The following is a 25129-nucleotide window of genomic DNA, read 5'->3' as shown; positions in this document are numbered from 1 at the left end:
CGGATGATCGACTGTAGGAGATCAAAAGCCCCTTACCCTGATCCTGGCTGCTCTGAGAGGATGCATAGGCACGGTGAAGACAGTCGCACCTACAAGGTTCCGACCTCCATCGCCTGCGCCACCCGCTCCGCCAACCGCGCCGCCATCGGCTGGTCCACCACATTGGTGAAGCTCATCACCAGCGCCGGCTCCCGCCGCGCCTCCATGCACCACGCATTGAGCGCCTGCAGGCCCAGCCCGTCGGCATGGGCGCGGGCGGCGATGGCGAGGTCGTCGCCGTCCACTGCCCCTATCAGGTTCAACCCGCCGGGCGTCTCGGCGAAGCGCAGATGCTCGCCCAGTCGAGTCTCCAGCGCCGAGCGCAGCCACTGCCGACGCTGCGCGTAGAGCGTGCGGGTGCGTTTGAGGTGGCGGGCGAAGTGGCCCTCCTGCATGAAGTCGCACAGCGTCGCCTGCAACAGTTCGGCGCAGCCGGAGGCGAACACCTGCTGGCTGCGCACGAAGCTTTCCACCAGTGCCGGCGGCACCACCAGGTAGCCCAGGCGCAGCGCCGGGTAGAGCACCTTGCTGAAGGTGCCGGTGTAGAGCACGCGGCCGGCGCGGTCGAGGCTTTTCAGCGCCGGCAGCGGGAAGCCGGCGTAACGGTATTCGCTGTCGTAGTCGTCCTCGATGACCCAGGCGTTGGCGCCCGCCGCCCAGTCCAGCAAGGCCAGACGGCGGGGCAGGCTGAGGGCGACGCCGGTGGGGCTCTGCTGCGAGGGCGTGACCAGGGCGAAGCGGGCGTCCGGCGCGCGGGCGATGCCGTCCTCTACCCGCAGGCCGTCGTCATCCACCGCCACTGCAACCGGCACACCGCCGGCGCGGCGCAACAGCTCGCGGCCGCGGGGGTAGCCCGGGTCCTCGTGCCAGAAACCCTGGCCGGGTTCGAGCAGAGTGCGGCTGATCAGGTCCAGCGCGCCCTGGTAGCCGGCGCAGATGAACACCTGCGCCGGATCGCAGACGATCCCTCGGGACACCCCCAGGTAGCCGGCCACTGCCTCGCGCAGCGGGCCATAGCCGCAGGGTTCGGGATAGGCCAGGGTCGCCGCGCCCTGCTGGCGCAGGCGGCGCGCGCACAGGCGCGACCAGAGCGCGCGGGGGAAGGCGTCCAGCGCCGGCAGGCCGAGCTGCAGCGGCCTGATGGCCGGGCCATGGGCGATCACACCGGGCAGGCTGCGTTCCACCGTGGCCGGGTCGAGCGCTACCGGCGGGGCCGGCGAGGTTCGTCCGGCGAGCTGCGGCGAGACCACCGTGCCGGCCGGTCCGCGCGCCTGCAGGTAGCCCTCGCTGGTCAGCAGCTGGTAGGCCAGCTCCACCGTGCCCCGCGCCACGCCCAGCTCGCCGGCCAGCCCGCGTACCGGCGGCACGCGCTCGCCGGGGCGCAGCGCGCCACGGGCGATGGCGTCCTTGATGCGCTCGTAGAGCTGACGGTAGATCGGCAGCGTCTGGCTGGGGTCCAGCGGCTGGCGGAAGGAATCGATGGGCGCGGTCATGGCCTGTGCAGTTCGTCGCGAAGCGGGAGGAGTGACTATGCCATGACCCGCATCAGGTCGCCCCGGCAAATGCGGTGCAGGATCAGCGTCTAGGCTGATGGGCAGTGTTGAAAAGCGGGCGCGCCGTCTCCATCTGTAAGGCACAACCCGCTTTTTCCACCTGTTCGCCTCGCTGTGCGCGCAGCGGCCTCGGCTGCCTGCGTGATCCCCTTGTGTATTCAGGCGCCGACAGGTCCAACGCATGTGAGGAGTGACCGATACCGATGGAATTCAAGGATTACTACGCGGCCCTGGGCGTGGCCCCCGACGCCGACGAGAAGGCGATCAAGACCGCCTACCGCAAGCTCGCGCGCAAGTACCACCCGGACGTCAGCAAGGAGCCGGACGCCGAGGCGCACTTCAAGGAAGTCTCCGAAGCCTATGAGGTGCTCAAGAGCCCGGAGAAGCGCGCCGAGTACGACGAGCTGCGCAAATACGGCCAGCAGGGCCCGCAGTTCGAGGCGCCGCCCGGATGGCAGCCGCGCGGTGGCTTCGATGGCCCGCCGCCGGGGCACGAGCAGGATTTCTCCGACTTCTTCGAACAGATCTTTGGCGCCCGTGCCGGAGCCGGCGCTGGTGCGCGTCAGCCGCGCGCCCACCGTGGCCAGGACGTGGAAATGGAAGTGCCGCTGTTCCTCGAGGAAGCCCTCTCCGGCGACAGCCGGCCGATCAGCTTCAGCCTGCCCAGCTACGACGAGTACGGCCGCAAGCTGCCGCCGCAGAGCAAGACGCTGAACGTGAAGATCCCGGTGGGTACCACCGACGGTGAGCGCATCCGCCTCAAAGGGCAGGGTGCGGCGGGGATCAACGGCGGGCCGGCGGGTGACCTTTACCTGGTGATCCGCCTGGTGCCGCACCCGGTGTTCGACGTTGATGGCCGCGACCTGGTCGTCACCGTGCCGGTGGCGCCCTGGGAGGCCGCGTTGGGTGCCAAGGTGGAAGTGCCGACCCTGGGCGGCCGGATCAACCTCGGCATCCCTGCGTCGAGCCAGGCCGGGCAGCGCCTGCGCATCAAGGGCAAGGGCCTGCCGAACAAGGGCAGCGCCGCGCCCGGCGATCTCTACGCCGTGATCAAGGTGGTGATGCCGAAGAACGCCGATGAGGCGACTCGCAAACTCTGGGAGGAACTGGCGGCCAAGGCGGCCTTCGATCCCCGTGCCGATTGGGGGAAACGCGCATGACGACGACAGTGATGGTGGTGGACCTCGACGAGCTCTGCCAGTCGGTGAACCTGCCCCGCGACGTGCTCGTCGAGATCGTCGAGGTGGGCATCGTGGAGCCCTGCGAGCAGCGCGGCGGCCGTTGGGTCTTCGATTACCAGGCGGTCGGCGTGGTGCGTCGTGCGGTGCGCCTGCGCCGCGAATTCGAGCTGGACTGGCCGGGCATTGCCCTGGCCCTGCGCCTGCTGGATGAGGTGGAGGAGCTGCGCGCGGAGAACCGCTACCTGCGCCAGCGCCTGGCGCGCCTGCTGGAGGACTGAGGCGGAAGTGAAGGGCGTGCGCCGGCTCGCGAGGGCCGGCGCACGGTCGTGTCAGCGCGGCTGGTTCTGCTCGATCCAGCGGGCGAAGGCGTCGATGATGCTTTGCAGGAAGGGCTGGGTTTTCTCGGACAGTTTCCCCGCTTCGTCAAAGAAGCTGCCGGCGCCGCCCAGGTAGGCCTCCGGCTGCTGCAGCACCGGCATGTTGAGGAACACCAGCGACTGGCGCAGGTGATGGTTGGCGCCGAAGCCGCCAATGGCGCCGGGCGATGCGCTGACCACCGCGCACGGCTTGCCGTTCCAGGCGCTCTTGCCATAGGGGCGCGAGCCCACGTCGATGGCGTTCTTCAGCACGCCGGGCACCGAGCGGTTGTATTCCGGGGTGACGAACAGCACTGCGTCGGCGCGGCGGATGCGTTCGCGGAAAGCCGTATAGCTGGCCGGTGGCGTGGCGCTGTCGTGTTCCTCGTTGTACAGCGGCAGGTCGCCGATCTCCACGATCTCCAGCTTCAGGCTGGCCGGCGCCAGCTGGATGAAGGCCTTGGCGATCTTGCGATTGAGGGATTCCTTGCGCAGGCTGCCGACCACGACGGCGACATCGAAGACTTGGCTCATGACGACTCCTTCAAGAACGGGTATTGAGCCGTTTGTTATAGACGATGACGGCGGTTCTGCGCGGACCTGGATCAAGACTCATGACCGCATGTCCTAGTGAGTCCGAACGATCTTGGCTCTGTTGAGTGGGGCATAGCCTGGCTAGATTGGGCCCCTGTCCCGCCTGCCCGTTTCGAGGTCGATCATGTGCATGAAAGTGTTCTTCGCTGGCGCCAGCGGTGCCATCGGCAAGCGCCTGTTGCCGCTGCTGCTGGAGCGCGGCTACCAGGTGCTGGCCGTGAGCCGTTCGCCGCAGCGCGCCGCCGCGCTGGAGGCGGCGGGCGCCCAGGCGATGGTGCTGGATGTCTACGATGCTGCGGCATTGCATGAGGCCATGGGTGCGTTCCAGCCGCGCTGGGTCATTCACCAGCTCACCGACCTGCCGGCGGGCCTGGACCCGGCGCAGATGCCCGCTGCCCAGCCGCGCAATGCCCGGTTGCGCCGCGAAGGCACTGCCAACCTGGTGGCCGCCGCCCTGGCTGCCGGGGCCGAGCGCATGGTGGCGCAGAGCATCGCCTGGGCCTATGCGCCGGGCGAACTGCCGCTGCATGAGGAACAGCCGCTGGACCTTGGGGCCGACGGCAACCGCGCCATCAGCGTCGGCGGTGTGGCCGCGCTGGAAGCCGCCGTACTCGGTGCCGCGCCGATGGAAGGCATTGTGCTGCGCTACGGCCGGCTGTACGGACCGGGTACCGGCAGCGAGACGCCGGACCCGCGCCTGGCCGTGCATGTGGACGATGCCGCCCGCGCCGCGTTGCTGGCGCTGGAGTGGGGCGTACGGGGTTGCTACAACGTGGCCGAGCAGGACATCGAGGTCAGCTCGATCAAGGCTCGCCACCGCCTGGGCTGGCAGCCGGGTTTCCGTCTGCAAGGGGGGCGCCCATGAACCTCGCGCTGGGCCGTGAATCCCGTGTCGGACTGCTGCTGGTCGCCGCCGTGGCGGCCGGCGCGCTGCTCTGGCAGCCCTGGTTGCGCCCCCAGGTGCAACTGGCCGAAAACCCCGCGCACTCCCAGGCCGGCGCCCGGCCGACCACCCAGGTCAGCCGCCTGTCCTGCGAGCCGCTGGCGGAGCTGCCCGGCAAGGTCGTTACCACCTTGCGGGTGGACTTCCCGCCCAACGCCCATACGCCGGCGCACCGGCACCCCGGCGCGGTGACCGCTATCGTCCTGTACGGCCAGGTGCGCTCACGGATGCAGGGCCTGCCGGCGCGGACCTACGGCCCCGGGGAAACCTGGTTCGAGCCCACTGGCGAGTTGCACCTGTTCGCCGAGAACCCCAGCGCCCGCGAGCCGGCCCGGCTGCTCGTGGTGATCGTCAGCGACGAGCACTGCGGCCCGCTGCTGATCCCCGAACCTACCCATTGAATGCTTTGCGAAAGGAGATTCGCATGACCCCGCTCACCCCCTTCAGCGCTGCTCAGCTCGACGCCACCCTGGCCCGCCTTGGCCTGCCGGTGGAGCGCCCGGCGCCGACCCTGGCAAACCTCGATCGGCTGATCCACGCCGCGCTCCACCAGCTGCCATTCGAAAACCTCGACGTGCTGCTGGAAAAGGACGTGGACATCGATCCGCAGGCGGTCTTCGCCAAGGTGGTGGAACAGCAGCGTGGCGGCTATTGCTTCGAACTGAACAGCCTGTTCGCCCGCTTGCTGACCAGCCTCGACTACCGGGTGACGCTGTTGGTCGGACGGGTACGCTGGGGCTTGCCGGCCGATGCGCCGCTGACCCCGCAGTCGCACCTGCTGCTGCGGGTCGACCTGGACGAAGGCGTGTACCTGGTGGACATCGGCTTTGGCGGCCCGGCATCGCCCCGCGCCCTGCCGCTGCGGTTGAACGAGGAATTACCCGGCGGCTGGCGCCTGACCGGTCAGCTGGACGGCGAGCTGGAGATGGCGGCGCGCTCCAGCTCCGGCTGGCAAACGCTCTATCGCTTCACCCTGCAACCGCAGTCGTGGATCGATTACGCCATGCGCAACTGGTACACCTCGACCCATCCGCAGAGCGTGTTCCGGTTGTCCCTGCGCGTGGCCATCAGCGAGGACGGGGCGCGGCTGTCGTTGTACAACGGCCAGTTCACCCGGCGTACCGCCGCCGGTGAAGTCGAGCAGCGTGGCATCGCGGATGCGGACGCGTTGCTGGTGGTATTGCGCGAGCGTTTCCGCCTGTGGCCGACGGAGCGGGACGTGCCGGCCTTGCGCCAGCGCCTGGCGGAGCTGCTCGCGCCTCAGGGGTGAGCGTCGGGGATCAGCCGATCATTCCGTAACCACGCGCCATCAGGGTGGCCAGCAGCGGCAGGATCAGCAGGGCCAGCAGCTCCAGGCGGATGGTCATGGTCACCAGCTTGCACTGGCGCGCGCTGACCTGCGGGATACGGCCGGCCTTGAGGTCGTTGCGCCAGTTGAGGAAGGTCATGGTCGGCAGGATCGACAGCAGCGCGACCAGCACGAACAGCCCGACCTTGGCGTGGAACAGGCTGTTGTGCAGGTAGTAATCGGCGCCCTTGGCGAACCACAGCACCCGCGCCGCGCCGGTCAGCAGCACTACGCCGGCGCAGGCGCCATAGGCGATGTCGATGACGATCAGGCTGCGTGCGCGCTCAAGGTCCAGCGGCAGGCGGAACAGGCGGTGCTCCAGCACCAGCAGCGCGAACAGGATGAAGATCGACAGGTAGTGCAGGTAGGCGGCAATGGCTTGGGCCATGGAGCGGGTCCTTCTGATGGGGCCTTCGGTGGGGGCGGGATGGATAGGCCTGCGCCGTACGGCGCAGGCGTCAGTGTCTCAGGTCTGCGCAGGCACCTGCCAGGCGTCGTGGCGCGTCAGTCGCCAGGCGTAGGCCCCGAGGATCAGTCCGCGCAACAACATGAAGCATAGGAAAGTCAGCCACAAACCGTGGTTGCCGAAGGGTTGCAGCAGAAGGCCCAGCGGCAGGCTTGCGGCGCAGGCCAGGAGCATGGCGTTGCGCATCTCGCGGGCGCGGGTGGCGCCGATGAACAGGCCGTCCAGCAGGTAGCTCCACAGGCCGATCAGGGGTAGGCAGGCGAGGTAGGGCAGGTACTGGTCGGCGGTGGCGCGCACTTCGGGAATGTCGCTCTGCAGGGCGATGAACAGGTGCCCGCCGAAAGTGAAGAAGGCGACGAACAGGAGACTGGCGATCAGCGACCAGCCGCAGGCCACCACCAGCGAGCGGCGCAGCGCGATGCGGTCGCGGCCGCCGATGGCGTGGCCGCACAGGGCTTCCACCGCGTGGGCGAGGCCATCCAGGGCGTAGGAGGTGACCATCAGGCCGTTGAGCAGCAGCGCGTTGGCCGCCACCGTGGCGTCGCCCAGGCGCGTGCCCTGCACGGTGAGCAGGAAGAACACACCCTGCAGAGCCAGGCTGCGGATGAAGATGTCGCGGTTGACCATCAACAGCGGCCGCCAGCTCGCCCAGGCGCGCAGACGCGTCCAGTCCGGCTGGCCGGGGTAGCGCCTGAGCGCGCCACGGGTCAGCGCCAGACCGAGCAGGGCGCCGCTCCATTCGGCGATCACCGAGGCCCGTGCGGCACCGGCCACGCCCCATTCCAGGCCAAGCACGAACCACAGGTCGAGGGCGATGTTGATCAGGTTGGTGGTGAGCAGGATCGCCAGCGGCGCGCGGGCGTTCTGCGTGCCGAGGAACCAGCCGACCAGCGCATAGGTGGCCAGCGCCGCCGGCAGGCCGAGCAGGCGGATGTGGAAGAACTGACGGGCCAGCGTGTCGAGCTCGGCGGATGGCTGCATCAGTGCAAGCGCCGGATCGGTCAGCGGCACCGCCAGCAGCCCGAGCAGCAGCGCCAGGCCCAGGGCGAGCAACAGACCCTGGCCGAGAATCCGCCGCAGCGCACCGCCGTCACTGCGGCCGGCGGCTTGGGCGGCGAAGCCGGTGGTGCCCATGCGCAGGAAACCCAGTACGCCCACCAGCAGGGTATAGAGCCCGCCGCCGACGGCCACTGCACCCAACTGATGGGCGTGCGGCAGGTGGCCGATCACCGCGCTGTCCACCAGGGTGACCAGGGGCACGGAGACGTTGGAAAGGATCATCGGCGCGGCCAGCGCCCAGACGCGGCGGTGGGTTGGCTGGTGACGCCAGGCTTCGAGCAGGGGATTCATGCGGGGCTCCTGAACAGGCCCGCAGTATAGCGAGCCACCTCAGGGGCTGTAGGAGCGAGCTTGCTCGCGAACCTGCAAGGCACGGTGCCATGCGGTTCGCGAGCAAGCTCGCTCCTACGAAAAGCTACAAAGAGCGGCGTTTTTCCCTGACGGACTGGCGCTCAGGCGGTCTTCTTGCGGTACGCGCAGTAACCGGGACGCGGGCCAACCTGCGGGTGGTTGCGGCAGGTATCCGGGCGCTTGGCGTAGACGGTGCACAGGCGCGTCTTGCGGTCGAGGAAGTAGCAGTCGCCATTGCTGGTGCGGGTCAGGGTGAAGATGCCGCTCTTCTGGTTGAAGCGCTCGACGACGCCTTCCTTCAGCAGGCGCTTGGCGATGTTCTTCGCCGGTTCGTCGCGCTCGAATTCGTCGACGACGCCGATGCGGATCAGGTCGTTGACGTTGACTTCCGCCGGCATGGTGCAGCAGGTGGCGTTGCAGTCCTTGCACAGGCCCGAGGTGTACTTGGCCCAGGTTTCCAGGCGGTCGAGTTCGGCGTTGGCAATTAGCGGCGGTTTTCTCATGGCGGCATTCGGCAGGGTGGAGCGAGGCGCGCATCATAGTGGCCGGCGCGAAGAATTGCGCGGCCTTTCGACGAACAGGGGCTCTCAGGCCGTCGAGAAGGCCGCGAGCCCGCCGTGGTCCTGCAGGTACTGGCGGAAGTCCGGGTAGCAGAGGCGGAACCAGGGCGTGAAGCGCTCCGGGTGGGCGGTCATCTCGGTTTCCAGGTCGGCCAGGGTGATGTAGCGGAAGTCGTCGGCTTCCTCGGGATCAGGCTGCGGCGGCTGGTCGTCGATGGCGCCGAACAGGTGGCCGTATTCGTGCTCGGTCATGCCGTTGGCCAGCTCCAGGCGGTAGCTGAACTCGAACAGCTTGCGCAGTGCGACCTGGACGCCCATTTCCTCGCGCAGCCGGCGCTCGGCGGCGTGCTGCACCGACTCGTCGGGGTACGGATGGCCGCAGCAGCTGTTGCTCCACAGTCCGCCGCAGTGGTACTTGCCCAGCGCGCGGCGTTGCAGCAGCAACTCGCCGGCGCGGTTGAACAGGTATACCGAGATGGCCCGGTGGCGCAGCCCCAGGTGATGCGCCGCGTGCTTCTCCATCGTGCCGGTCGGGTTGTCGTGTTCGTCGACCAGGATCACCTGGATGTCGGTCATGGGATTCTCCTGCGAGCGCGTCGTCCGTGGCCGTTGCCGTTCAGCTTATCAGCCCTTGCGGATCATCCAGATGCCGACGGCGATGGCGGCCATGCCGGCGATCTTCAGCCCGCTGACCGGCGCTTCCCTGAAACCGGCCCAGCCGAAGTGGTCGAGGGTCATGGCCATGCCCAGCTGGCCGGCGAGCACCAGCACCATGAACATCAGTGCCCCGACGCGCGGCGCGGCGAAGGCGGCGATGAAGATGAAGAACATGCCGAGGAAACCGCCGCACCATTGCCACCAGGGCAGCTCGCGCAGGGCATTGAGGCTGGGGAATTCGCGGTTGGCGAGGGTCAGCACCAGCAGGCCCATCATGCCGACGAAGAACGAGATCAGCGCGGCAGCCAGTACGCTGGACACCTGCTTGGCCAGCTGGCCATTGATGCCGGCCTGCAAGGGCAGGCAGGCGCCGGCGATCAGGGGTAGTACGAACATCCACCAGGGCGGCGTGGGCATGGAATGACTCCTGGGCAATCGAAGCGAAAAGGGCAGCCGGCTAGTATGCACCAGACTGGAGCATCTCTCCGCCCGATTCCTGGAGCCGTACATGATGACTTTGCCCTCCCGCACCCTGAGCGTCCGCATCGAACGACGTTGGGGCGAGGCCTACGAGTTTCTCGCCGCACCGCAGAATTTCCCGCGCTGGGCCTCGGGGTTGTGCCATGCGATCGAGCCGCTGCAAGGCGATCTGTGGCTGGCGCAGACACCCCAGGGGCCGCTGCGGGTGCGCTTCTCGCCGCACAACGCCTTCGGCGTGCTGGACCACGCGGTGCTGCCTGAAGACAGCCCGGCGATCCACATTCCCTTGCGGCTGATCGCCAATGGCGATGGCTGCGAATTGCAGCTGACCCTGTTGCGCCAGCCGCAGATGGACGACGCCACCTTCGAGCGCGATGCGCAATGGGTGGAGAAGGATCTGCAGGCGATCAAGGTGTTGCTGGAGTCTGCGTGATGCCGGTGCGTCCCCTGTAGGAGCGAGCTTGCTCGCGAACCCCCGGCACCGCAGCAGGCGGGAAAACTGTTCGCGAGCAAGCTCGCTCCTACGAAGAGCCGTCAAAGGCGTGCTGCCAACTCCGCGCCCTCGCGGATTGCCCGCTTGGCATCCAGCTCCCGCGCCACGTTCGCGCCGCCGATGACGTGGTAGCGCAGGTTCTGCGCCGCCAGCGTCGGCTGCAATTCCAGCAACGGCTCCTGCCCGGCGCAGATCACCACGTTGTCTACCGCCAGGCACTGCTCCCGGTCATCGATTCGCACGTGCAGGCCGTCATCATCGATGCGCCGGTACTCCACGCCGCCGAGCATGTGCACACCGTGATGCCTGAGGTGCGCGCGGTGCACCCAGCCGCTGGTCTTGCCCAGTCCGGCGCCGGGCTGGCCGGGCGTGCGTTGCAGCAGCCAGAGCTGCCGGCGCGGCGCCACCGCGAGCGGCGGGATCAGCCCACCCGGCGTGGCGTTGTCCAGGTCGATGCCCCACTGGCCCAGCCAATCGCCCAGCGGTTGCGGTCCGTCGCGCTCGGCGAGCAGGTAGCTGGCGACGTCGAAGCCAATGCCGCCGGCGCCGATCAGCGCGACCTTCTCGCCCACCGGCGCGCCACGCAGCACGTCGAGGTAGCTGAGCACCTTGGCGTGGGAGATGCCCGGAATCTGCGGCGTGCGCGGACGGATGCCGGTAGCGACAATCACCTCGTCGTACTCGCCCTGCAGTTCGCCTTGGGCGATGCGCCGGCCCAGTTGCACCTCGACGCCCAGGTCGCGCAGACGCACGGCGAAGTAGCGCAGCGTTTCGTGGAATTCCTCCTTGCCCGGCACCCGCTTGGCCAGGTTGAACTGCCCGCCGATCTCCCCGCTGGCCTCGAACAGCGTCACCCGGTGCCCGCGCTCGGCGGCCACGCAGGCGGCGGAGAGCCCGGCAGGGCCGGCGCCGATCACCGCGATACGCTTGTGCACCCGCGCCTTGCGGTAGCGCAGCTCGGTTTCGAAAGCCGCGCGCGGGTTCACCAGGCAACTGGCGCGGCGGTTGGCGAAGGCGTGGTCGAGGCAGGCCTGGTTGCAGGCGATGCAGGTGTTGATCGCCTCGGCGCGTCCGGCAGCGGCCTTGGCCACGAACTGCGGGTCGGCCAGCAGCGGGCGGGCCATGGAGACCAGGTCGGCGTGACCCTCGGCGAGCAGTCGCTCCGCCACGTCCGGGGTGTTGATGCGGTTACTGGCGATCACCGGCACCCGCAGCTCGCGGCGCAGTCGCGCGCTGACCTCGGCGAAGGCCGCGCGCGGCACCGAGGTGACGATGGTCGGCACCCGCGACTCGTGCCAGCCGATGCCGGTGTTGAGCAGGTCGATGCCGGCGCCTTCCAGTGCGCGGGCGACGGTGCGCACCTCCTCCCAGCTGTTGCCGCCTTCCACCAGGTCCAGCAGCGACAACCGGTAGCTGATGATGAAGCGCTCGCCCAGCGCGCGGCGGATGCGCCGGACGATCTCCAGCGGCAGGCGCATGCGGTTGCCCAGGTCGCCGCCCCAGCGGTCGCGGCGCTGGTTGGTGCGCGGGCAGAGGAACTGGTTCAGCAGGTAGCCCTCGCTGCCCATGATCTCCACGCCGTCATAACCGGCTGCCTGGGCCAGCTTCGCGCAGCGGACGAAGGCGGCGAGGGTGCGCAGGATGCCGCGCTCGGAGAGTTCGCGCGGGCTGAACCAGCTGATCGGCGACTTGATCGGCGAGGCAGACACCACCAGCGGGTGATAGCCATAGCGCCCGGCGTGCAGGATCTGCAGCAGGATCTTGCCGCCCTCGCGCTGCACCGCCTGGGTCAGGCGCCGGTGCGCCGGCACCTGCAGACCGCTGGTGAGGCTGCTGCCCAGCGGCAGCAGCCAGCCTTCGCGGTTGGGCGCGAATCCGCCGCTGATGATCAACCCGACGCCGCCGCGCGCCCGCTCGCGGTAGTAGGCGGCGAGTTTGCCGAAGTCCCACAGGCGGTCTTCCAGCCCGGTGTGCATCGAGCCCATCACCACGCGGTTGCGCAGCTGGGTGAAGCCCAGGTCGAGCGGGGCGAGCAGGTGAGGGTAGGGCGAGACGGGCGTGGACATGGAAGCAACCGTGGGCATTGGAGTTCCCATCACCCTATTGGCTTGCCGTGCGTCGGTGAACGGCCCGGATGCCGTGCCGTTCGGGCATTTCGGTCAAGCCAGCGGTTGACAGCGGGCGTATAGGCCGCAGACTTTCCCTCATGGCAGGGCTTCGTGCCCCGAACGCAAGCTGAAGTGACGGGAGGACGTCATGAAAGCGATAAGAAGAAGACATGCGCGCCATTACCTACTCGCGATTCTCATCGGGTTGGCCCTCTTGGGGCTGCATGAGTCTCTCCAGACCGACCGCCAGCAGTCCGCCTGCCGTCCCGACGGTAGCAGTCTCTCCTGTGCCTACCCCTGATGCTCCTTTGGGAGTATTGCCTCTTCCGTTCCCGGTGACGGACTGACGCGCGTCAATGCGCCGCAAACCCCCAGCGTGCATGGTCTGCCCCGCTCAAGCTGGCGCATCGGCCCGGCTTGGCTATCTTTTAAGCAGCAAGGGTCCGGCCATGTACCGGACGTACGCTGCCTGATCAGGAGACGCACGATGGATATGAACCGTCGGCAATTCTTCAAGGTTTGCGCTGTAGGCCTTGGAGGATCGAGCCTGGCGGCACTCGGGGTTGCGCCCCCGGATGCATTCGCCGACCAGGTCCGCCATTTCAAGCTTGCGCGCACCGTCGAGACCCGCAACACCTGCCCGTACTGCTCGGTGGGCTGCGGCATCCTCATGTACAGCCAAGGGGATGCGGCGAAGAACGTTGCGCAGAACATCATCCACATCGAGGGTGATTCCGATCACCCGGTCAACCGCGGCACCCTCTGCCCGAAAGGCGCGGGCCTGCTCGACTTCGTCCACAGCCCCAACCGCCTGAAGTACCCGGAAATCCGCGAGGCGGGCTCCAGCGAGTGGAAGCGCATCGGCTGGGACGAGGCGCTGGACCGCATCGCCAAGCTGATGAAGGAAGACCGCGACGCCAACTTCATCGAGAAGAACGCCCAGGGCCAGACGGTGAACCGCTGGCTGACTACCGGCTTCCTGGCCGCGTCGGCGTCTTCCAACGAAGCGGGTTACATCACCCACAAGGTGGTGCGTTCCCTGGGACTGCTGGCGTTCGATAACCAAGCGCGTGTCTGACACGGCCCGACGGTGGCAAGTCTTGCCCCGACGTTTGGCCGTGGAGCCATGACCAACCACTGGACCGACATCAAGAATGCCGATCTGGTCCTGATCATGGGCGGCAACGCTGCTGAAGCGCACCCGTGCGGCTTCAAGTGGGTGACCGAAGCCAAGGCGCACAACAAGGCGCGCCTGCTGGTGGTCGACCCGCGTTTCACCCGTTCCGCTTCGGTGGCCGACTATTACGCGCCCATCCGCACCGGCACGGACATCGCCTTCCTCGGCGGCCTGATCAACTACCTGCTGGAAAACGACAAGTACCAGAAGGAATACGTGCACAACTACACCGACGTCTCCTTCATCGTGAAGGAAGGCTTCGGTTTCGAGGACGGCCTGTTCAACGGCTACGACGCCGAGAAACGCACCTACCCGGACAAATCCTCCTGGCAGTACGAGCTGGGCGAGGACGGTTTCGCCAAGGTCGACCCGACGCTGCAGCACCCGCGTTGCGTGTTCAACCTGATGAAGCAGCACTACAGCCGCTATACGGCGGACGTGGTGAGCAACATCTGTGGCACGCCCAAGGACATGATGCTCAAGGTGTGGGAGGAGATTTCCACCACCGCAGCACCGGACAAGGTGATGACCATCATGTACGCCCTGGGCTGGACCCAGCACTCGGTGGGGGCGCAGATGATCCGCACCGGCGCGATGGTCCAGCTGCTGCTGGGCAACATCGGCATGCCCGGCGGCGGCATGAACGCGCTGCGTGGCCACTCCAACATCCAGGGGCTGACCGACCTCGGGCTGCTGTCCAACTCGCTGCCGGGCTACCTGACCTTGGCCGGCGACGCCGAGCAGGACTACAACGCCTACATCGCCAAGCGCACCGCCAAGCCGCTGCGCCCGGGCCAGCTGTCCTACTGGCAGAACTATCCCAAGTTCCACGTCAGCCTGATGAAGTCCTGGTTCGGCAAGTCGGCCACCAAGGAAAACAACTGGTGCTACGACTGGCTGCCCAAGCTGGACATGCCGGGCGCCGGCTACGACGTGCTGCGCTACTTCGACATGATGTACCAGGGCAAGGTCAACGGTTACTTCTGCCAGGGCTTCAACCCCATCGCCTCCTTCCCCAACAAGGCCAAGGTCAGTGCTGCGCTGGCCAAGCTGAAGTGGATGGTGGTGATGGACCCGCTGGCCACCGAGACCTCGGAGTTCTGGCGCAATGCCGGCGAGCACAACGACGTCGACACCAAGTCCATCCAGACCACCGTATTCCGCCTGCCCACCAGCTGCTTTGCCGAGGAAGACGGCTCCATCGTCAACTCCGGCCGCTGGCTGCAATGGCACTGGAAGGGCGCCGAACCACCGGGCGAGGCGCGTACCGACATCGCGATCATGGCCGGCCTCTACCACCGTCTGCGCAATGCCTACGCCAAGGACGGCGGCAAGTTCCCCGACCCGATCCTCGGCCTGGACTGGAACTACCTGAAACCCGACGAACCCGGCCCGGACGAGCTGGCCAAGGAGTACAACGGCAAGGCCCTGGCCGACCTGGTCGACCCGGCCAACGGCATGGTCCTGGCCAAGGCCGGCGAACAGCTGCCGGGCTTCGCGCTGCTGCGCGACGACGGCAGCACCGCCAGCGGCTGCTGGATCTTCGCCGGCTCCTGGACGCAACTGGGCAACCAGATGGCCCGCCGCGACAACAGCGACCCCTACGCGATGGGCCAGACCCTCGGCTGGGCCTGGGCGTGGCCGGCCAACCGGCGCATCCTCTATAACCGCGCCTCCGCCGACCCCAGCGGCAAGCCCTGGGACCCGGTGAAGAAGCGCCTGGTGTGGTGGAACGGCAAGGCCTGGGGCGGCACCGATGTGCCTGACTACAAGGTCGACGTGGCGCCGGAAGCGGGGATGAACCCCTTCATCATGAACCCCGAAGGCGTGGCGCGGTTCTTCGCCGTCGACAAGATGGCCGAGGGCCCGTTCCCCGAGCACTACGAGCCGTTCGAGACGCCCATCGGGATCAACCCGCTGCACAAGAATCCGCAGGCCATCAGCAGTCCGGCCGCGCGGGTGTTCAAGAACGACATGGAACTGTTCGGCAAGGCCGACGAGTTCCCCTATGCCGCGACCACCTACCGGCTCACCGAACACTTCCACTTCTGGACCAAGCATTGCCGTCTGAATGCCATCGTCCAGCCGGAGCAGTTCGTCGAGATCGGCGAGGCGCTGGCCAAGGAACTCGGTATCAAGGCCGGCGACCGCGTGAAGGTCTCCTCCAATCGCGGCTACATCAAGGCGGTGGCGGTGGTGACCAAGCGCATCCGTCCGCTGCAGGTCAACGGCAAGACCGTGCACCACGTGGGCATCCCCTTGCACTGGGGCTTCTCCGGGGTGGCGCGCAACGGCTACCTGACCAACACCCTGACCCCCTTCGTGGGCGACGGGAACACGCAGACGCCGGAGTTCAAATCCTTCCTCGTCAACGTGGAAAAGGCGTGAGGTGAAACATGAGTAGCCAAGACATCTACGCCCGCTCCGCCACCACCACGCCGATGCCCTCGGTGCGGCGCGAGGAGGAAGTGGCCAAGCTGATCGACGTGTCGAAGTGCATCGGCTGCAAGGCCTGCCAGGTCGCCTGTTCGGAATGGAACGAGCTGCGCGACGAGGTGGGCCACAACCACGGCACCTACGACAACCCGATCGACCTGACGGCGGAATCCTGGACGGTCATGCGCTTCACCGAATACGAAGCGCCGGCCGGCAACCTGGAGTGGCTGATCCGCAAGGACGGCTGCATGCACTGCGCCGAGCCCGGCTGCCTGAAGGCCTGCCCGAGCCCGGGGGCGATCGTCAAATACGCCAACGGCATCGTCGACTTCAACCAGGACCACTGCATCGGCTGCGGTTACTGCATCACCGGTTGCCCGTTCAACATCCCGCGCATCTCGCAGAAGGACCACAAGGCGTACAAGTGCACCCTGTGTTCCGACCGCGTGGCGGTGGGCATGGAGCCGGCCTGCGTGAAAACCTGCCCGACCGGCGCCATCGTCTTCGGCACCAAGGAGGACATGAAGGAGCACGCCGCCGAGCGCATCGAGGACCTGAAGTCGCGCGGCTTCGAGCACGCCGGCCTGTATGACCCCGAAGGCGTGGGCGGCACCCACGTGATGTACGTGCTGCACCACAACGACCAGCCGTCGCTCTACGCCGGCCTGCCCGACAAGCCGGCGATCAGCCCGCTGGTCAGTCTGTGGAAAGGCATCACCAAACCGTTGGGCCTGCTGGCCATGGCGGGCGTGGTGCTGGCCGGGTTCTTCCATTACACCCGCACCGGTCCCAACCGGGTGGAGGAGGACGAGGAAGGCGGACCCGACCCGCAGGCGCCGGTGCACAAGGTCGATCCCGCTGTGCATGACTATGATCCGCGTACTCCACGCTGAGCCCACACGCCGAACTGCCCCCTCTCCCTTCAGGGAGAGGGTTGGGGAGAGGGCGCTTCCAAGCTCTCCCAGGAGCCCGACCAAATGAAGAAAGATATCCAGCGCTACAACGCCAACGAACGGAGCAACCACTGGATGGTGGCCATCCTGTTCTTCCTCGCCGGCCTCTCGGGGCTGGCGCTGTTCCACCCGGCCATGTTCTGGCTGACCAACCTGTTCGGCGGCGGCCCGTGGACGCGCATTCTCCACCCCTTCCTCGGGGTGGCGATGTTCCTGTTCTTCCTCGGGCTGGTGGTGCGTTTCGCCCACCACAACCTGGTGGAAAAACGCGATGTGCAATGGCTCAAGCAATGGCGCGACGTGGTCGCCAACCGCGAGGAAAACCTCCCGGAAGTCGGCCGCTACAACGCCGGGCAGAAGCTGCTGTTCTGGACCCTGCTGCTGTGCATGCTGGTGCTGCTGCTGACCGGCTTCGTCATGTGGCGGGCGTACTTCAGCCAGTGGTTCGGCATCGACATCATCCGCCTGGCGTCGCTGCTGCACGCCTTCGCAGCCTTCGTGCTCATCTGCAGCATCCTGGTGCACATCTACGCCGGCATCTGGGTGAAGGGCTCGATGGGTGCCATGCTCTACGGCTGGGTCAGCCGCGGTTGGGCGCGCAAGCACCACAATGGCTGGCTGAAGGACGTGGAGAAGGGCAAGGGCCACTGAGTGTCGACGTAACCGCCGGCTGGCACTGACTTGCCAGTCGGCACGGACAGTCCCCTCTCCCTTCAGGGAGAGGGCTAGGGAGAGGGCCCTTTCTGGCCCCGCTCCGAACCCAACAAGGAGTCCTGCGTGTCAGGCCGAATTCTCGAACCCGGGCAGATCGAAGCTGCCGCCAACATCCCTCCGCTGTTCAACCTGCCGTCTCCCGATCTCTTCACCCGCCGCGCCGCGCGCCTGCGCGAACTGGCGCCGGGCAATCCGCTGCAGGGCTACCTCGAACTGATCGCCGGTGTCTGCGACGCCCAGCAGGCGCTACTCGATCGCAAACTGCCGCTGCCAGGGCCTGACGCCACCGCGCTGGCCCGCAGCCATGAACACCGCATGCCGCCGCTGGCCTACGAAGTGCTGGTGCGTGAAGGCGCCTGGTTGCCGCTGCTGGACGCCTTCCTCGACGCCTATGAACCCACCGCCAACCCGGCTATCGTCCAGGCGCTGAAGGCCCTGCGCGGCGCCGACGAAGGCCAGCGCAAGGCCTGGGCCCTGGGCCTGCTCAACGGCCAGTTCGACCTGCTGCCGCCAGCCCTGGTGCCCTTCCTCGGCGCCGTGCTGCAAGTCGCCTTCAGCCAGTGGCTGCTGGCGCTGCCCGAAGACACCTTGGCGGAAACCGACAGCCAGACCCTCTGCCCGGCCTGCGGCGCACCGCCGGTGGCCGGGATGATCCGCCACCAGGGCAAGCACGCCGGCCTGCGCTACCTGTCGTGCTCGCTGTGCTCCTGCGAATGGCACTACGTGCGGGTCAAATGCAGCCACTGCGCCGAGAGCAAGGGCCTGGCCTATTACTCGCTGCAGCGCGAAGGCGTCGCCAGCGACCAGGCGCCGCTCAAGGCCGAGACCTGCCCCGGTTGCCAGTCCTACCTCAAGCAGTTCTATCTGCAGCACGACAAGCACGCCGAGGCTCAGGCCGACGATCTGGCCAGCCTTGCGCTGGATATCCGCCTCGCCGAGGACGGCTTCCTGCGTACCGCGCCGAACCTGCTGCTGGCGCCAGGTGGCTCCTCGTAGGGCGTACAAGGCTCCACCTTGTACGCCGTCTGGCCTCGGCATCACTGCGCTCCGGGTTCAACCCCAGTGCGGATAAGGGCCGAGGTGCATCGGCGTATAACCGCGAACGGTTATACGCCCTACACTGACTCCAGCCATCGACTCCGCATTAAGGCCCGTCCATGACCTCGGTACGCCTGCCCTCCATCGACCGCCTGCTGCGCAGCCCGGCCTGCCAGCCGCTGCAGCAGCGCTACGGCCGCGAGGCCCTGCTCAAGACCCTGCGCGATCTGCTCGACGAACTGCGCGAGCCCGCGCGCCATGGCCAACTGGCCGCTGTCGAGCTGGAAGAGTCCGTGCTCGCCGGCCGCGCCGGCGAACGCCTCGCGGCGCACCATGCCAGCCGCGTGCGCCGGGTGTTCAACCTCACCGGCACCGTACTGCACACCAACCTCGGCCGCGCACTGTTGCCGGAAGAAGCCATCGAAGCCATCACCCTGGCCGCGCGCTACCCGCTCAACCTCGAATTCGATCTTGCTACCGGCAAGCGCGGCGACCGTGACGACCTCATTACCGGGCTGATCCGCGAGCTGACCGGCGCCGAAGCCGTCACCGTGGTCAACAACAACGCCGCCGCCGTGCTGCTGGCGCTCAACAGCCTGGGTGCACGCAAGGAAGGCATCATTTCCCGCGGCGAACTGATCGAGATCGGCGGCGCCTTCCGCATTCCCGACATCATGTCCCGCGCCGGGGTGAAGCTGGTCGAAGTCGGCACCACCAACCGCACTCACGCCAAAGACTACGAAGCCGCCATCGGCCCGCGCTCCGGCCTGCTGATGCGCGTGCACACCAGCAATTACAGCGTGCAGGGCTTCACCGCCAGCGTCGCCACCCCGCAACTGGCACAGATCGCCCACGCCCACGGCCTGCCGCTGCTGGAAGACCTCGGCAGCGGCACCCTGGTCGACCTCACCCGCTGGGGTCTGCCGAAGGAGCCGACCGTGCAGGAAGCCCTGCACGATGGCGCCGACATCGTCACCTTCAGCGGCGACAAGCTGCTCGGCGGCCCGCAGGCCGGGCTGATCCTCGGCAGCCAGTCGCTGATCGGCAAGATCAAGAAGAACCCGCTCAAGCGCGCCCTGCGCGTGGACAAGCTGACCCTCGCCGCGCTCGAAGCCGTACTCAATCTCTACCGCGATCCGGACCGACTCGCTGAACGCCTCACCAGCCTGCGCCTGCTCAGCCGCCCTCAGACCGACATACGCGCCCAGGCCCAGCGCCTGGCGCCGACCTTGGCGAGCCTGCTTGGCGAGAGCTGGAGCGTCAGCGCCGAAGACGCACTGGGCATGATCGGCAGCGGCGCCCAGCCGGTCGCCCGGCTGCCCAGCGCCGCCCTGTGCCTGCGCCCGAACCAACCCAAGCGCCAACGCGGTCGTGCATTGCTCGATCTGGAAGAGCGCCTGCGCTGCCTGCCGATTCCCGTGCTTGGCCGCATCGACGACGACGCTCTCTGGCTCGACCTGCGCCAGCTCGACGACGAGCCCGGCTTCGTCGCCCAACTGCCCCTGCTGGCCGAGGGCGACGCGTGATAGTCGGAACCGCCGGACACATCGACCACGGCAAGACCTCCCTGCTGCGCGCCCTCACCGGCATCGAGGGCGACCGCCGCCCGGCCGAGCGCGAGCGCGGTATCACCATCGATCTGGGCTATGTCTACGCCGACCTTGGGGATGGCACGCTTACCGGCTTCATCGACGTGCCGGGCCATGAACGCTTCGTCCACAACATGCTCGCCGGCGCCAGCGGCATCGACCTGGTTCTGCTGGTCGTTGCCGCCGACGACGGGGTGATGCCGCAGACCCGCGAGCATCTCGCCATCGTCGAACTGTTGGGCATCCGCCGCGCCATCGTTGCGCTGACCAAGGCCGACCGCGTACCTGTCGAGCAGGTGGAACATGCTGCGCGCGAAGTGCAGGAACTGCTCGCCGAAGGACCGCTGGCCGGAGCTCCGATCTTGCCGGTCTCCAGCGTCAGCGGCGAAGGCATCGACGCCTTGCGCGAAGCGCTCAGCGAAGCCGCGCGCGAAACCTTCGAACGCGGAGCGTCGGGCGGCTTCCGTCTGGCGGTGGATCGAGCCTTCAGCGTCAGCGGAGCAGGCATCGTCGTTACCGGCACTGCCTTCGCTGGCGCGGTTAGCGTTGGCGACGAATTGCTGCTCGGCAACGGCGGACGACGCGTGCGAATTCGCGGCCTGCACGCGCAGAATCGCGAGGCACAGCAGGCCCACGCCGGACAACGCGTGGCGGTGAACATCGCTGGCGAGCGTTTGAGCCTCGACCAGATTCATAGGGGCGACTGGCTGATCGCGCCGGAGCTGCACGCACCCACCACGCGCATCGATATCGACCTGCACCTGCTGCCCAGCGAGACGCGGGCCTTCGTGCATTGGACGCCGGTTCATGCGCACCTTGGCGCCCAGGATGTCACGGGCCGCATCGCCCTGCTGGAAGATGAGCGCCTGCAACCGGGCGAGCGCGCTTTTGCACAACTGGTGCTGAACGCCCCCAGCCACGCCGTCCACGGCGATCGCCTGGTACTGCGCGACCAGTCGGCCCAGCGCACCCTCGGCGGTGGCCGCGTGCTCGACCCCTTCGCCCCGGCACGCAACCGCCGCAGTCCTGAACGCCTGGAGCAACTGCGCGCCTTGCAGGGCGAGAGCTTGGAAAGTGCCTTGCCGACCTTGCTGGCGCACGCCAGCAACGGGCTCGACCCGGCGCTGCTGGCGCGGCAGTTCAATCGTCCGCGCGCGACCTGGGAGCTGCCTGCCGGGTTGGTCGAGGTCGGCACCCGTCTCGGTCCGCGCCTGTTTTCGGCACAGCGCTGGAGCACCCTGCAACAGCAGGTGATCGACGCCCTGCAACGCTTCCATGAAGAAGCGCCCGACGAGCTCGGCCCCGACCGCGACCGTCTGCGCCGCTACGCCTTGCCTCAGCTGGAGCGCCCCGTCTTCATCGCCCTGCTGGAAAGCCTGCTGACGGATAAACGTATCGACAGCAGCGGCCCCTGGCTGCACCTGCCCGATCACCGCGTGCAACTGGGCGAGGCCGACGAGCGCTTGCGCGAGCGCCTCTGGCCTTTGCTGCTCGCCGGCGTCTTCGACCCGCCTTGGGTACGCGACCTGGCCCGCGAGCTTGCGGTGGAGGAGGGCGACATACGCCTGCTGCTGCGCAAGCTCGCCCGCCTGGGACAGCTGCACCAGGTGGTGAAGGACCTGTTCTACCCGGAAGAAACCCTGCGCCAACTCGTCGCCCACGCCCTTCATCTGCGTGACGACGCCGGCATCATCCGCGCCGCCGCCTTCCGCGACCGCATCGGCATCGGCCGCAAGCGCTGTATCCAGCTGCTGGAATACTTCGATCGAATCGGCTTCACGCGGCGTTTTGGCAACGAGCGGCGGATTCGGGAGGATTCGGCGCTGGCGAACACTGCGCCGGAAGGCAGCTACGGTAAGGTCCTGGAAGCCAGGATCAACGCTGACCGAGCTTGAATGGCCGCCGGAGATGGGCAGTCGAAGCGTGTTTCGTGGCTCGTAAGGCTAGGGGGATGGGCCACGAATCGAACCGGGTGAACGGCTATTCAAGCCTCCTGCGGCATCGCTGCGCTGGCGCCGTTCAAGGCAATGATGGCAACATCCAGGCTCCCGATCCGCCGCCGCCCTCCAGCGCCGGCGCCAATCCAGGGAAGGCAAGCACGCCCGGTGGCGTGGCCGGGCTTCAAACCCGGTGGGGGACGGCAGCCGTTCCTGGGTGGGTTCGACTCCCACTGCCTTCCGCCAATTCCCTTCTCTAAAGCCCACGTGGCTCTAGGCTTCCGACTCTGCCCGGGAAGACGCTTCGACGTCGGTGTCGAAGGACTTTCAGTGTGGTGCGCCCTCGCCAGCCTGCATCCAGGACGGGATATCGTTCATGCCTTGGAGTACGCACCACACATCGATGTGATCGTCTCGCTCGACGTAGAACACCAGATAGGGATAGCGCTTGAGTGGCCAGCAATGCAGCCCCGGCAAATCCAGCTCATGGGCGTAGCAGGACGATCCACTGGCAGGGTGCCGGGCGATATGGGCGTATGCCTTTTCCAGGGCATCGATGAACCCCAGAGCAGCCTGTTCGGCATCTTCGCTGAGGTAGTAATCGACAGCCGCTTCAACGTCCTGATTGGCGAGTAGGCGTGGAATGACGGGCTTCGCCTTCATCCCCGAGCCTTACGCACCCGGGTACGGAGCGATTCGAAGTAGTCACTGTCGGCAGGTGCCGCAGGCATCGACTCCGCACCGGCGATCAACAGGCCCCGCAGACGCTGGCGATCCTGATCCTTGCGAATCAGCTCGCGCACGTATTCGCTGCTGGTGCCATAACCGCGCTGGCTGACCTGCTCATCGACAAAGCTCTTGAGCGTATCCGGCAGGGAAATGTTCATCGTGCTCATGGGACCAGTCTCTCTGGAATGGCAAAATTTGCCAAAATATACTAGCACTGGTGCTCCCTCACCGGTATCAAGAGTGTGTCCATCGTCGGGAAGTGGAATGGCTCGATCACTGGCGGCACTGGGGGCAAGTGCTTAGTTTTTTGATTCGGGCAGGATGGATCGTTTTGCCCTGTACCTTTACCCATTCACGAACTGCTCATTGAGGAGCTTTCATGAAGCGACCACTTCGTCCGCTCCGCCTGCTCGCCCTTGCCGTGTTGGCGTCCGCAGTTCAGGCGCAGGAATTATCTCGCCCAAGTTCCGAGGATGCGACACGCGCCATCCTGGCCATGATGGACATACCCGAAGTCGGTCAGGCCGACGTCAGGGTGGGCACCTGCGTTGAGCCGCTCCTGTCGGAACACGAAGGCCAGATCGCTTGTACGGTCCTGGTCAACATTGGTGCGGGCTCGTCGGAGACACAGGCGGACTTCTACCGCGAGAACGGCGAATGGGTTGCTCAGCCCAGTGAGTCGCAGAGCAAGCTGCCCTTCCCCGATCCGGCTTTGAACGAGTAAGCCGGTTCACGCCTCTCTGATGTCAAAGAGGGCGCACCGGCCAACGGTTCGCGCTCACTGTCCCCACATCATCCGCTGCTGTTGCGCCGAGTAGTCGTCGCTCTGCAGCTGGATGCGCGTGGGCTGGCGTTCGAGGTTGTCTTCGCCGAAGGATTCGCGCACCGGCGATTCGATGGCGCTGAAGTGGTTGTAATGCGGGGCGTCGGCGCAGCCGGCGAGGGTGATGCAGGCGAAGGTGACCACGGAGAGCTTGAACATGGGAGAGTCCTCCTGGAGTGAGCTTCGAGAGTCGGCCGGGAGGATTAACGGTGGATTAAGGGGGGCAGGTTGTGGCGAGTGCGGCGTTCCAGTGTTGGACGGGGGCCTGTGGCAGCGCCCCCTGTTTGCGAGCCTCGTCCTTGGGGCGCCGCAGGAACCTCTCGGCGGAATCAGTCCAGTACGTTGCTCAGGACTTCGTAGATGACGCCGGTGGCGATGGTGACCAGGAGCAGATCGGTACCGGCCTGCTGCCACTCGTAGCCGTCGTAGCGGGGGAGGCGGCCGATCAGGCGGCCGTCGAGTTTCTTGGCAATGCCGGGCGGCAGCGGTTTGCCGCGGGCGAGGTTCTTCCGGATGCCCGGCGGCAGGGCGGCGCCCGGGCTCCAATAGTCGCGGTTGTCATCGAGGATCACGCGAACGCCCCCGATATCGATCTGCGGGCCGCCTTGCCAGTTGTTGCCACCTTGTCCCTGGTAGCCCTGGTTGCCGTGCTGAGCGTTCTTGCTGTGGCTGTTGCCCTTGCCGTTGCCCGGGTCGGCCAGCAGCATCGGGCTGGCGCCTACCAGGGCAAGTCCAAGGGTCGCTGCCAGCAGGGTATTGAGTCTGGGCATCTCCATCTTTCCTCCGTCTTGGAATCCTGTTGTTGCTGAGCGTAGCCGTTGTTACTGCCTCAGATGCTGTGTGAGTTGGTACACATGTGCTTACATTTCGTCGGAAAGCTCCGAACCATAGGAGCTGGAGGATAGTCAGAGAGGTATCTCAACCCCGCCCCTGGAGGCGTCTTGATCATGAAGAAAACCCTGGTTGTTGCAGCAGTCTGTGCTTTCGCCCTCGGCGCCACGGCCATGCTGCCCGCCGACCTCTCGCCGATTGGTTCGGTTTATGCCAAGGGCAATGGCGGCGGCGGTGGCGGTAATGGTGGTGGCCACGGCGGCGGTAACGGTGGTGGCAATGGCAGTGGTCATGGCGGCGGCAACAGTGCCGGCCACAGCGGTACCAATGGTGGCGGTGATGGCGATGGAAATGGTCACGGCAATGGCAAGGGCAAAGGCGCTCTTGGCCATACCAGTGACCCGTCCGACGGTAGCTCCGGCATCCACGGCGCGAAGCGCAATGGCAAGGTCGAAGGCGTCGAACATGCCGGCAAGGCCACTCGCGACCATGGTGTGAGCGGCAATCACAACGGCAGCACCAAGAACGACAGCAAGGGCCATGGCGCGACGACCTCGTCCGTGGCTCATTCGAAGGACACCCGTGGCCTGTCCAAGGCAACGGCGATCTCCGACACCACCCCGGGTACTCACAATACCAAGGGCCTGGACAACGCTTCGGATAACTCCACCAAGAACGATCACGACGACGAGTGAGTCGTCCCGCGGCCAGGGA

The 25129-nt window shown here is 66.9% G+C and carries 26 protein-coding genes and 1 tRNA gene; 15 read left to right on the top strand and 12 right to left on the bottom strand.

Annotated features, from left to right (window positions below; genetic code table 11):
- Window positions 1–89: 89 nt before the first annotated feature.
- Window positions 90–1532 carry a PLP-dependent aminotransferase family protein gene (locus SD196_RS23980; RefSeq protein ID WP_416310764.1) on the bottom strand — a complete coding sequence of 481 codons (1443 nt, stop codon included), beginning with the start codon at window positions 1530–1532 and terminating at the stop codon, window positions 90–92.
- A 263-nt stretch (window positions 1533–1795) separates the two neighbouring features.
- On the opposite strand from SD196_RS23980, the gene cbpA reads away from it, so the two are divergent.
- Together cbpA and SD196_RS23970 are read left to right on the top strand one after the other, a co-directional pair.
- On the top strand, window positions 1796–2752 hold the full coding sequence (gene cbpA / locus SD196_RS23975; RefSeq protein WP_331317576.1) for a curved DNA-binding protein: 957 nt from the start codon (window positions 1796–1798) through the stop codon (window positions 2750–2752).
- A complete protein-coding gene (locus SD196_RS23970) occupies window positions 2749–3051 on the top strand; it encodes a chaperone modulator CbpM (protein ID WP_275608817.1) in 303 nt (100 codons plus the stop codon). Before cbpA ends, SD196_RS23970 begins: the two co-directional genes overlap by 4 nt.
- A gap of 51 nt (window positions 3052–3102) precedes the next feature.
- On the opposite strand, the gene SD196_RS23965 is transcribed toward SD196_RS23970, so the two are convergent.
- Window positions 3103–3663, bottom strand: coding sequence for an NADPH-dependent FMN reductase (locus tag SD196_RS23965; RefSeq protein WP_275608816.1), 561 nt, complete (start codon window positions 3661–3663; stop codon window positions 3103–3105).
- Between the two features lie 184 nt (window positions 3664–3847).
- On the opposite strand from SD196_RS23965, the gene SD196_RS23960 reads away from it, so the two are divergent.
- Genes SD196_RS23960 through SD196_RS23950 form a run of 3 tightly spaced genes read left to right on the top strand, consistent with a single transcriptional unit; the run spans window position 3848 to window position 5936 of the window.
- Complete coding sequence (locus SD196_RS23960) at window positions 3848–4588, top strand: NAD-dependent epimerase/dehydratase family protein (protein ID WP_416310763.1); 741 nt, start codon at window positions 3848–3850, stop codon at window positions 4586–4588.
- The gene (locus tag SD196_RS23955; protein ID WP_416310762.1) at window positions 4585–5067 is read left to right on the top strand and encodes a cupin domain-containing protein; all 483 of its coding nucleotides are present in this window, start codon (window positions 4585–4587) and stop codon (window positions 5065–5067) included. The genes SD196_RS23960 and SD196_RS23955 overlap by 4 nt, the downstream gene beginning before the upstream one ends.
- A gap of 23 nt (window positions 5068–5090) precedes the next feature.
- Complete coding sequence (locus tag SD196_RS23950; RefSeq protein WP_416310761.1) at window positions 5091–5936, top strand: arylamine N-acetyltransferase family protein; 846 nt, start codon at window positions 5091–5093, stop codon at window positions 5934–5936.
- Between the two features lie 10 nt (window positions 5937–5946).
- Here the strand turns inward: SD196_RS23950 and SD196_RS23945 are convergent, their stop codons facing one another.
- The 5 genes from SD196_RS23945 to SD196_RS23925 form a co-directional block, all read right to left on the bottom strand.
- Window positions 5947–6402, bottom strand: coding sequence for a DUF2214 family protein (locus SD196_RS23945; protein WP_416310760.1), 456 nt, complete (start codon window positions 6400–6402; stop codon window positions 5947–5949).
- 78 nt (window positions 6403–6480) lie between these two features.
- Window positions 6481–7830: an MATE family efflux transporter gene (locus SD196_RS23940; RefSeq protein ID WP_416310759.1), complete on the bottom strand. Its 1350-nt coding sequence runs from the start codon at window positions 7828–7830 to the stop codon at window positions 6481–6483.
- Window positions 7831–7991: 161 nt separating this feature from the next.
- Window positions 7992–8393, bottom strand: a complete 402-nt coding sequence (locus tag SD196_RS23935; protein WP_275608811.1) for a YkgJ family cysteine cluster protein — start codon at window positions 8391–8393, stop codon at window positions 7992–7994.
- Window positions 8394–8477: 84 nt separating this feature from the next.
- Window positions 8478–9026 carry an isopentenyl-diphosphate Delta-isomerase gene (idi, locus tag SD196_RS23930; protein WP_416310758.1) on the bottom strand — a complete coding sequence of 183 codons (549 nt, stop codon included), beginning with the start codon at window positions 9024–9026 and terminating at the stop codon, window positions 8478–8480.
- A 48-nt stretch (window positions 9027–9074) separates the two neighbouring features.
- On the bottom strand, window positions 9075–9524 hold the full coding sequence (locus tag SD196_RS23925) for a DMT family transporter (RefSeq protein WP_416310757.1): 450 nt from the start codon (window positions 9522–9524) through the stop codon (window positions 9075–9077).
- Window positions 9525–9615: 91 nt separating this feature from the next.
- Between SD196_RS23925 and SD196_RS23920 the strand changes: the two genes are divergently transcribed.
- Entirely contained in the window at window positions 9616–10020 is a 405-nt protein-coding gene (locus SD196_RS23920) for an SRPBCC family protein (protein ID WP_275608808.1), read from the top strand.
- Window positions 10021–10121: 101 nt separating this feature from the next.
- Here the strand turns inward: SD196_RS23920 and SD196_RS23915 are convergent, their stop codons facing one another.
- Window positions 10122–12176: an FAD-dependent oxidoreductase gene (locus SD196_RS23915; protein WP_416310756.1), complete on the bottom strand. Its 2055-nt coding sequence runs from the start codon at window positions 12174–12176 to the stop codon at window positions 10122–10124.
- Between the two features lie 499 nt (window positions 12177–12675).
- Here SD196_RS23915 and fdnG point away from each other — a divergent pair, with 499 nt between their 5' ends.
- The 7 genes from fdnG to SD196_RS23880 all read left to right on the top strand — a co-directional run bounded on the left by fdnG (window position 12676) and on the right by SD196_RS23880 (window position 22278).
- Entirely contained in the window at window positions 12676–15753 is a 3078-nt protein-coding gene (gene fdnG, locus SD196_RS23910) for a formate dehydrogenase-N subunit alpha (protein ID WP_275608806.1), read from the top strand.
- Between the two features lie 8 nt (window positions 15754–15761).
- Window positions 15762–16694 (top strand): formate dehydrogenase subunit beta, encoded by a 933-nt coding sequence (gene fdxH / locus SD196_RS23905; RefSeq protein ID WP_275608805.1) that lies wholly within the window; start codon window positions 15762–15764, stop codon window positions 16692–16694.
- An 84-nt stretch (window positions 16695–16778) separates the two neighbouring features.
- The gene (locus tag SD196_RS23900; RefSeq protein WP_275608804.1) at window positions 16779–17405 is read left to right on the top strand and encodes a formate dehydrogenase subunit gamma; all 627 of its coding nucleotides are present in this window, start codon (window positions 16779–16781) and stop codon (window positions 17403–17405) included.
- A gap of 126 nt (window positions 17406–17531) precedes the next feature.
- The gene (fdhE, locus tag SD196_RS23895) at window positions 17532–18464 is read left to right on the top strand and encodes a formate dehydrogenase accessory protein FdhE (protein ID WP_370600115.1); all 933 of its coding nucleotides are present in this window, start codon (window positions 17532–17534) and stop codon (window positions 18462–18464) included.
- A 161-nt stretch (window positions 18465–18625) separates the two neighbouring features.
- Entirely contained in the window at window positions 18626–20032 is a 1407-nt protein-coding gene (gene selA, locus SD196_RS23890; RefSeq protein ID WP_370600114.1) for an L-seryl-tRNA(Sec) selenium transferase, read from the top strand.
- Entirely contained in the window at window positions 20029–21990 is a 1962-nt protein-coding gene (selB, locus tag SD196_RS23885; protein WP_416310755.1) for a selenocysteine-specific translation elongation factor, read from the top strand. Before selA ends, selB begins: the two co-directional genes overlap by 4 nt.
- A 192-nt stretch (window positions 21991–22182) precedes the next feature.
- Window positions 22183–22278 (top strand) — tRNA-Sec (locus SD196_RS23880).
- Window positions 22279–22359: 81 nt separating this feature from the next.
- Here the strand turns inward: SD196_RS23880 and SD196_RS23875 are convergent.
- Window positions 22360–22695, bottom strand: a complete 336-nt coding sequence (locus SD196_RS23875; protein ID WP_416310754.1) for a type II toxin-antitoxin system RelE/ParE family toxin — start codon at window positions 22693–22695, stop codon at window positions 22360–22362.
- Entirely contained in the window at window positions 22692–22928 is a 237-nt protein-coding gene (locus SD196_RS23870; RefSeq protein ID WP_015479019.1) for a type II toxin-antitoxin system ParD family antitoxin, read from the bottom strand. Before SD196_RS23870 ends, SD196_RS23875 begins: the two co-directional genes overlap by 4 nt.
- A gap of 212 nt (window positions 22929–23140) precedes the next feature.
- Here SD196_RS23870 and SD196_RS23865 point away from each other — a divergent pair, with 212 nt between their 5' ends.
- Window positions 23141–23485 carry a hypothetical protein gene (locus SD196_RS23865; protein WP_343577017.1) on the top strand — a complete coding sequence of 115 codons (345 nt, stop codon included), beginning with the start codon at window positions 23141–23143 and terminating at the stop codon, window positions 23483–23485.
- 54 nt (window positions 23486–23539) lie between these two features.
- Here SD196_RS23865 and SD196_RS23860 read toward each other — a convergent pair whose 3' ends face one another.
- Complete coding sequence (locus SD196_RS23860) at window positions 23540–23743, bottom strand: hypothetical protein (RefSeq protein WP_416310753.1); 204 nt, start codon at window positions 23741–23743, stop codon at window positions 23540–23542.
- A gap of 170 nt (window positions 23744–23913) precedes the next feature.
- The gene (locus SD196_RS23855) at window positions 23914–24354 is read right to left on the bottom strand and encodes an anti-virulence regulator CigR family protein (protein ID WP_416310752.1); all 441 of its coding nucleotides are present in this window, start codon (window positions 24352–24354) and stop codon (window positions 23914–23916) included.
- A 177-nt stretch (window positions 24355–24531) separates the two neighbouring features.
- Between SD196_RS23855 and SD196_RS23850 the strand changes: the two genes are divergently transcribed.
- The gene (locus SD196_RS23850) at window positions 24532–25110 is read left to right on the top strand and encodes a hypothetical protein (protein ID WP_416310751.1); all 579 of its coding nucleotides are present in this window, start codon (window positions 24532–24534) and stop codon (window positions 25108–25110) included.
- Window positions 25111–25129: the final 19 nt, after the last annotated feature.

The sequence above is a fragment of the Pseudomonas macauensis genome (assembly GCF_047902425.1).
Classification (GTDB): Bacteria; Pseudomonadota; Gammaproteobacteria; order Pseudomonadales; family Pseudomonadaceae; genus Pseudomonas.
Note: the sequence above shows the minus strand (reverse complement) of the source record. Positions and strands in the feature narration are given on the sequence as shown.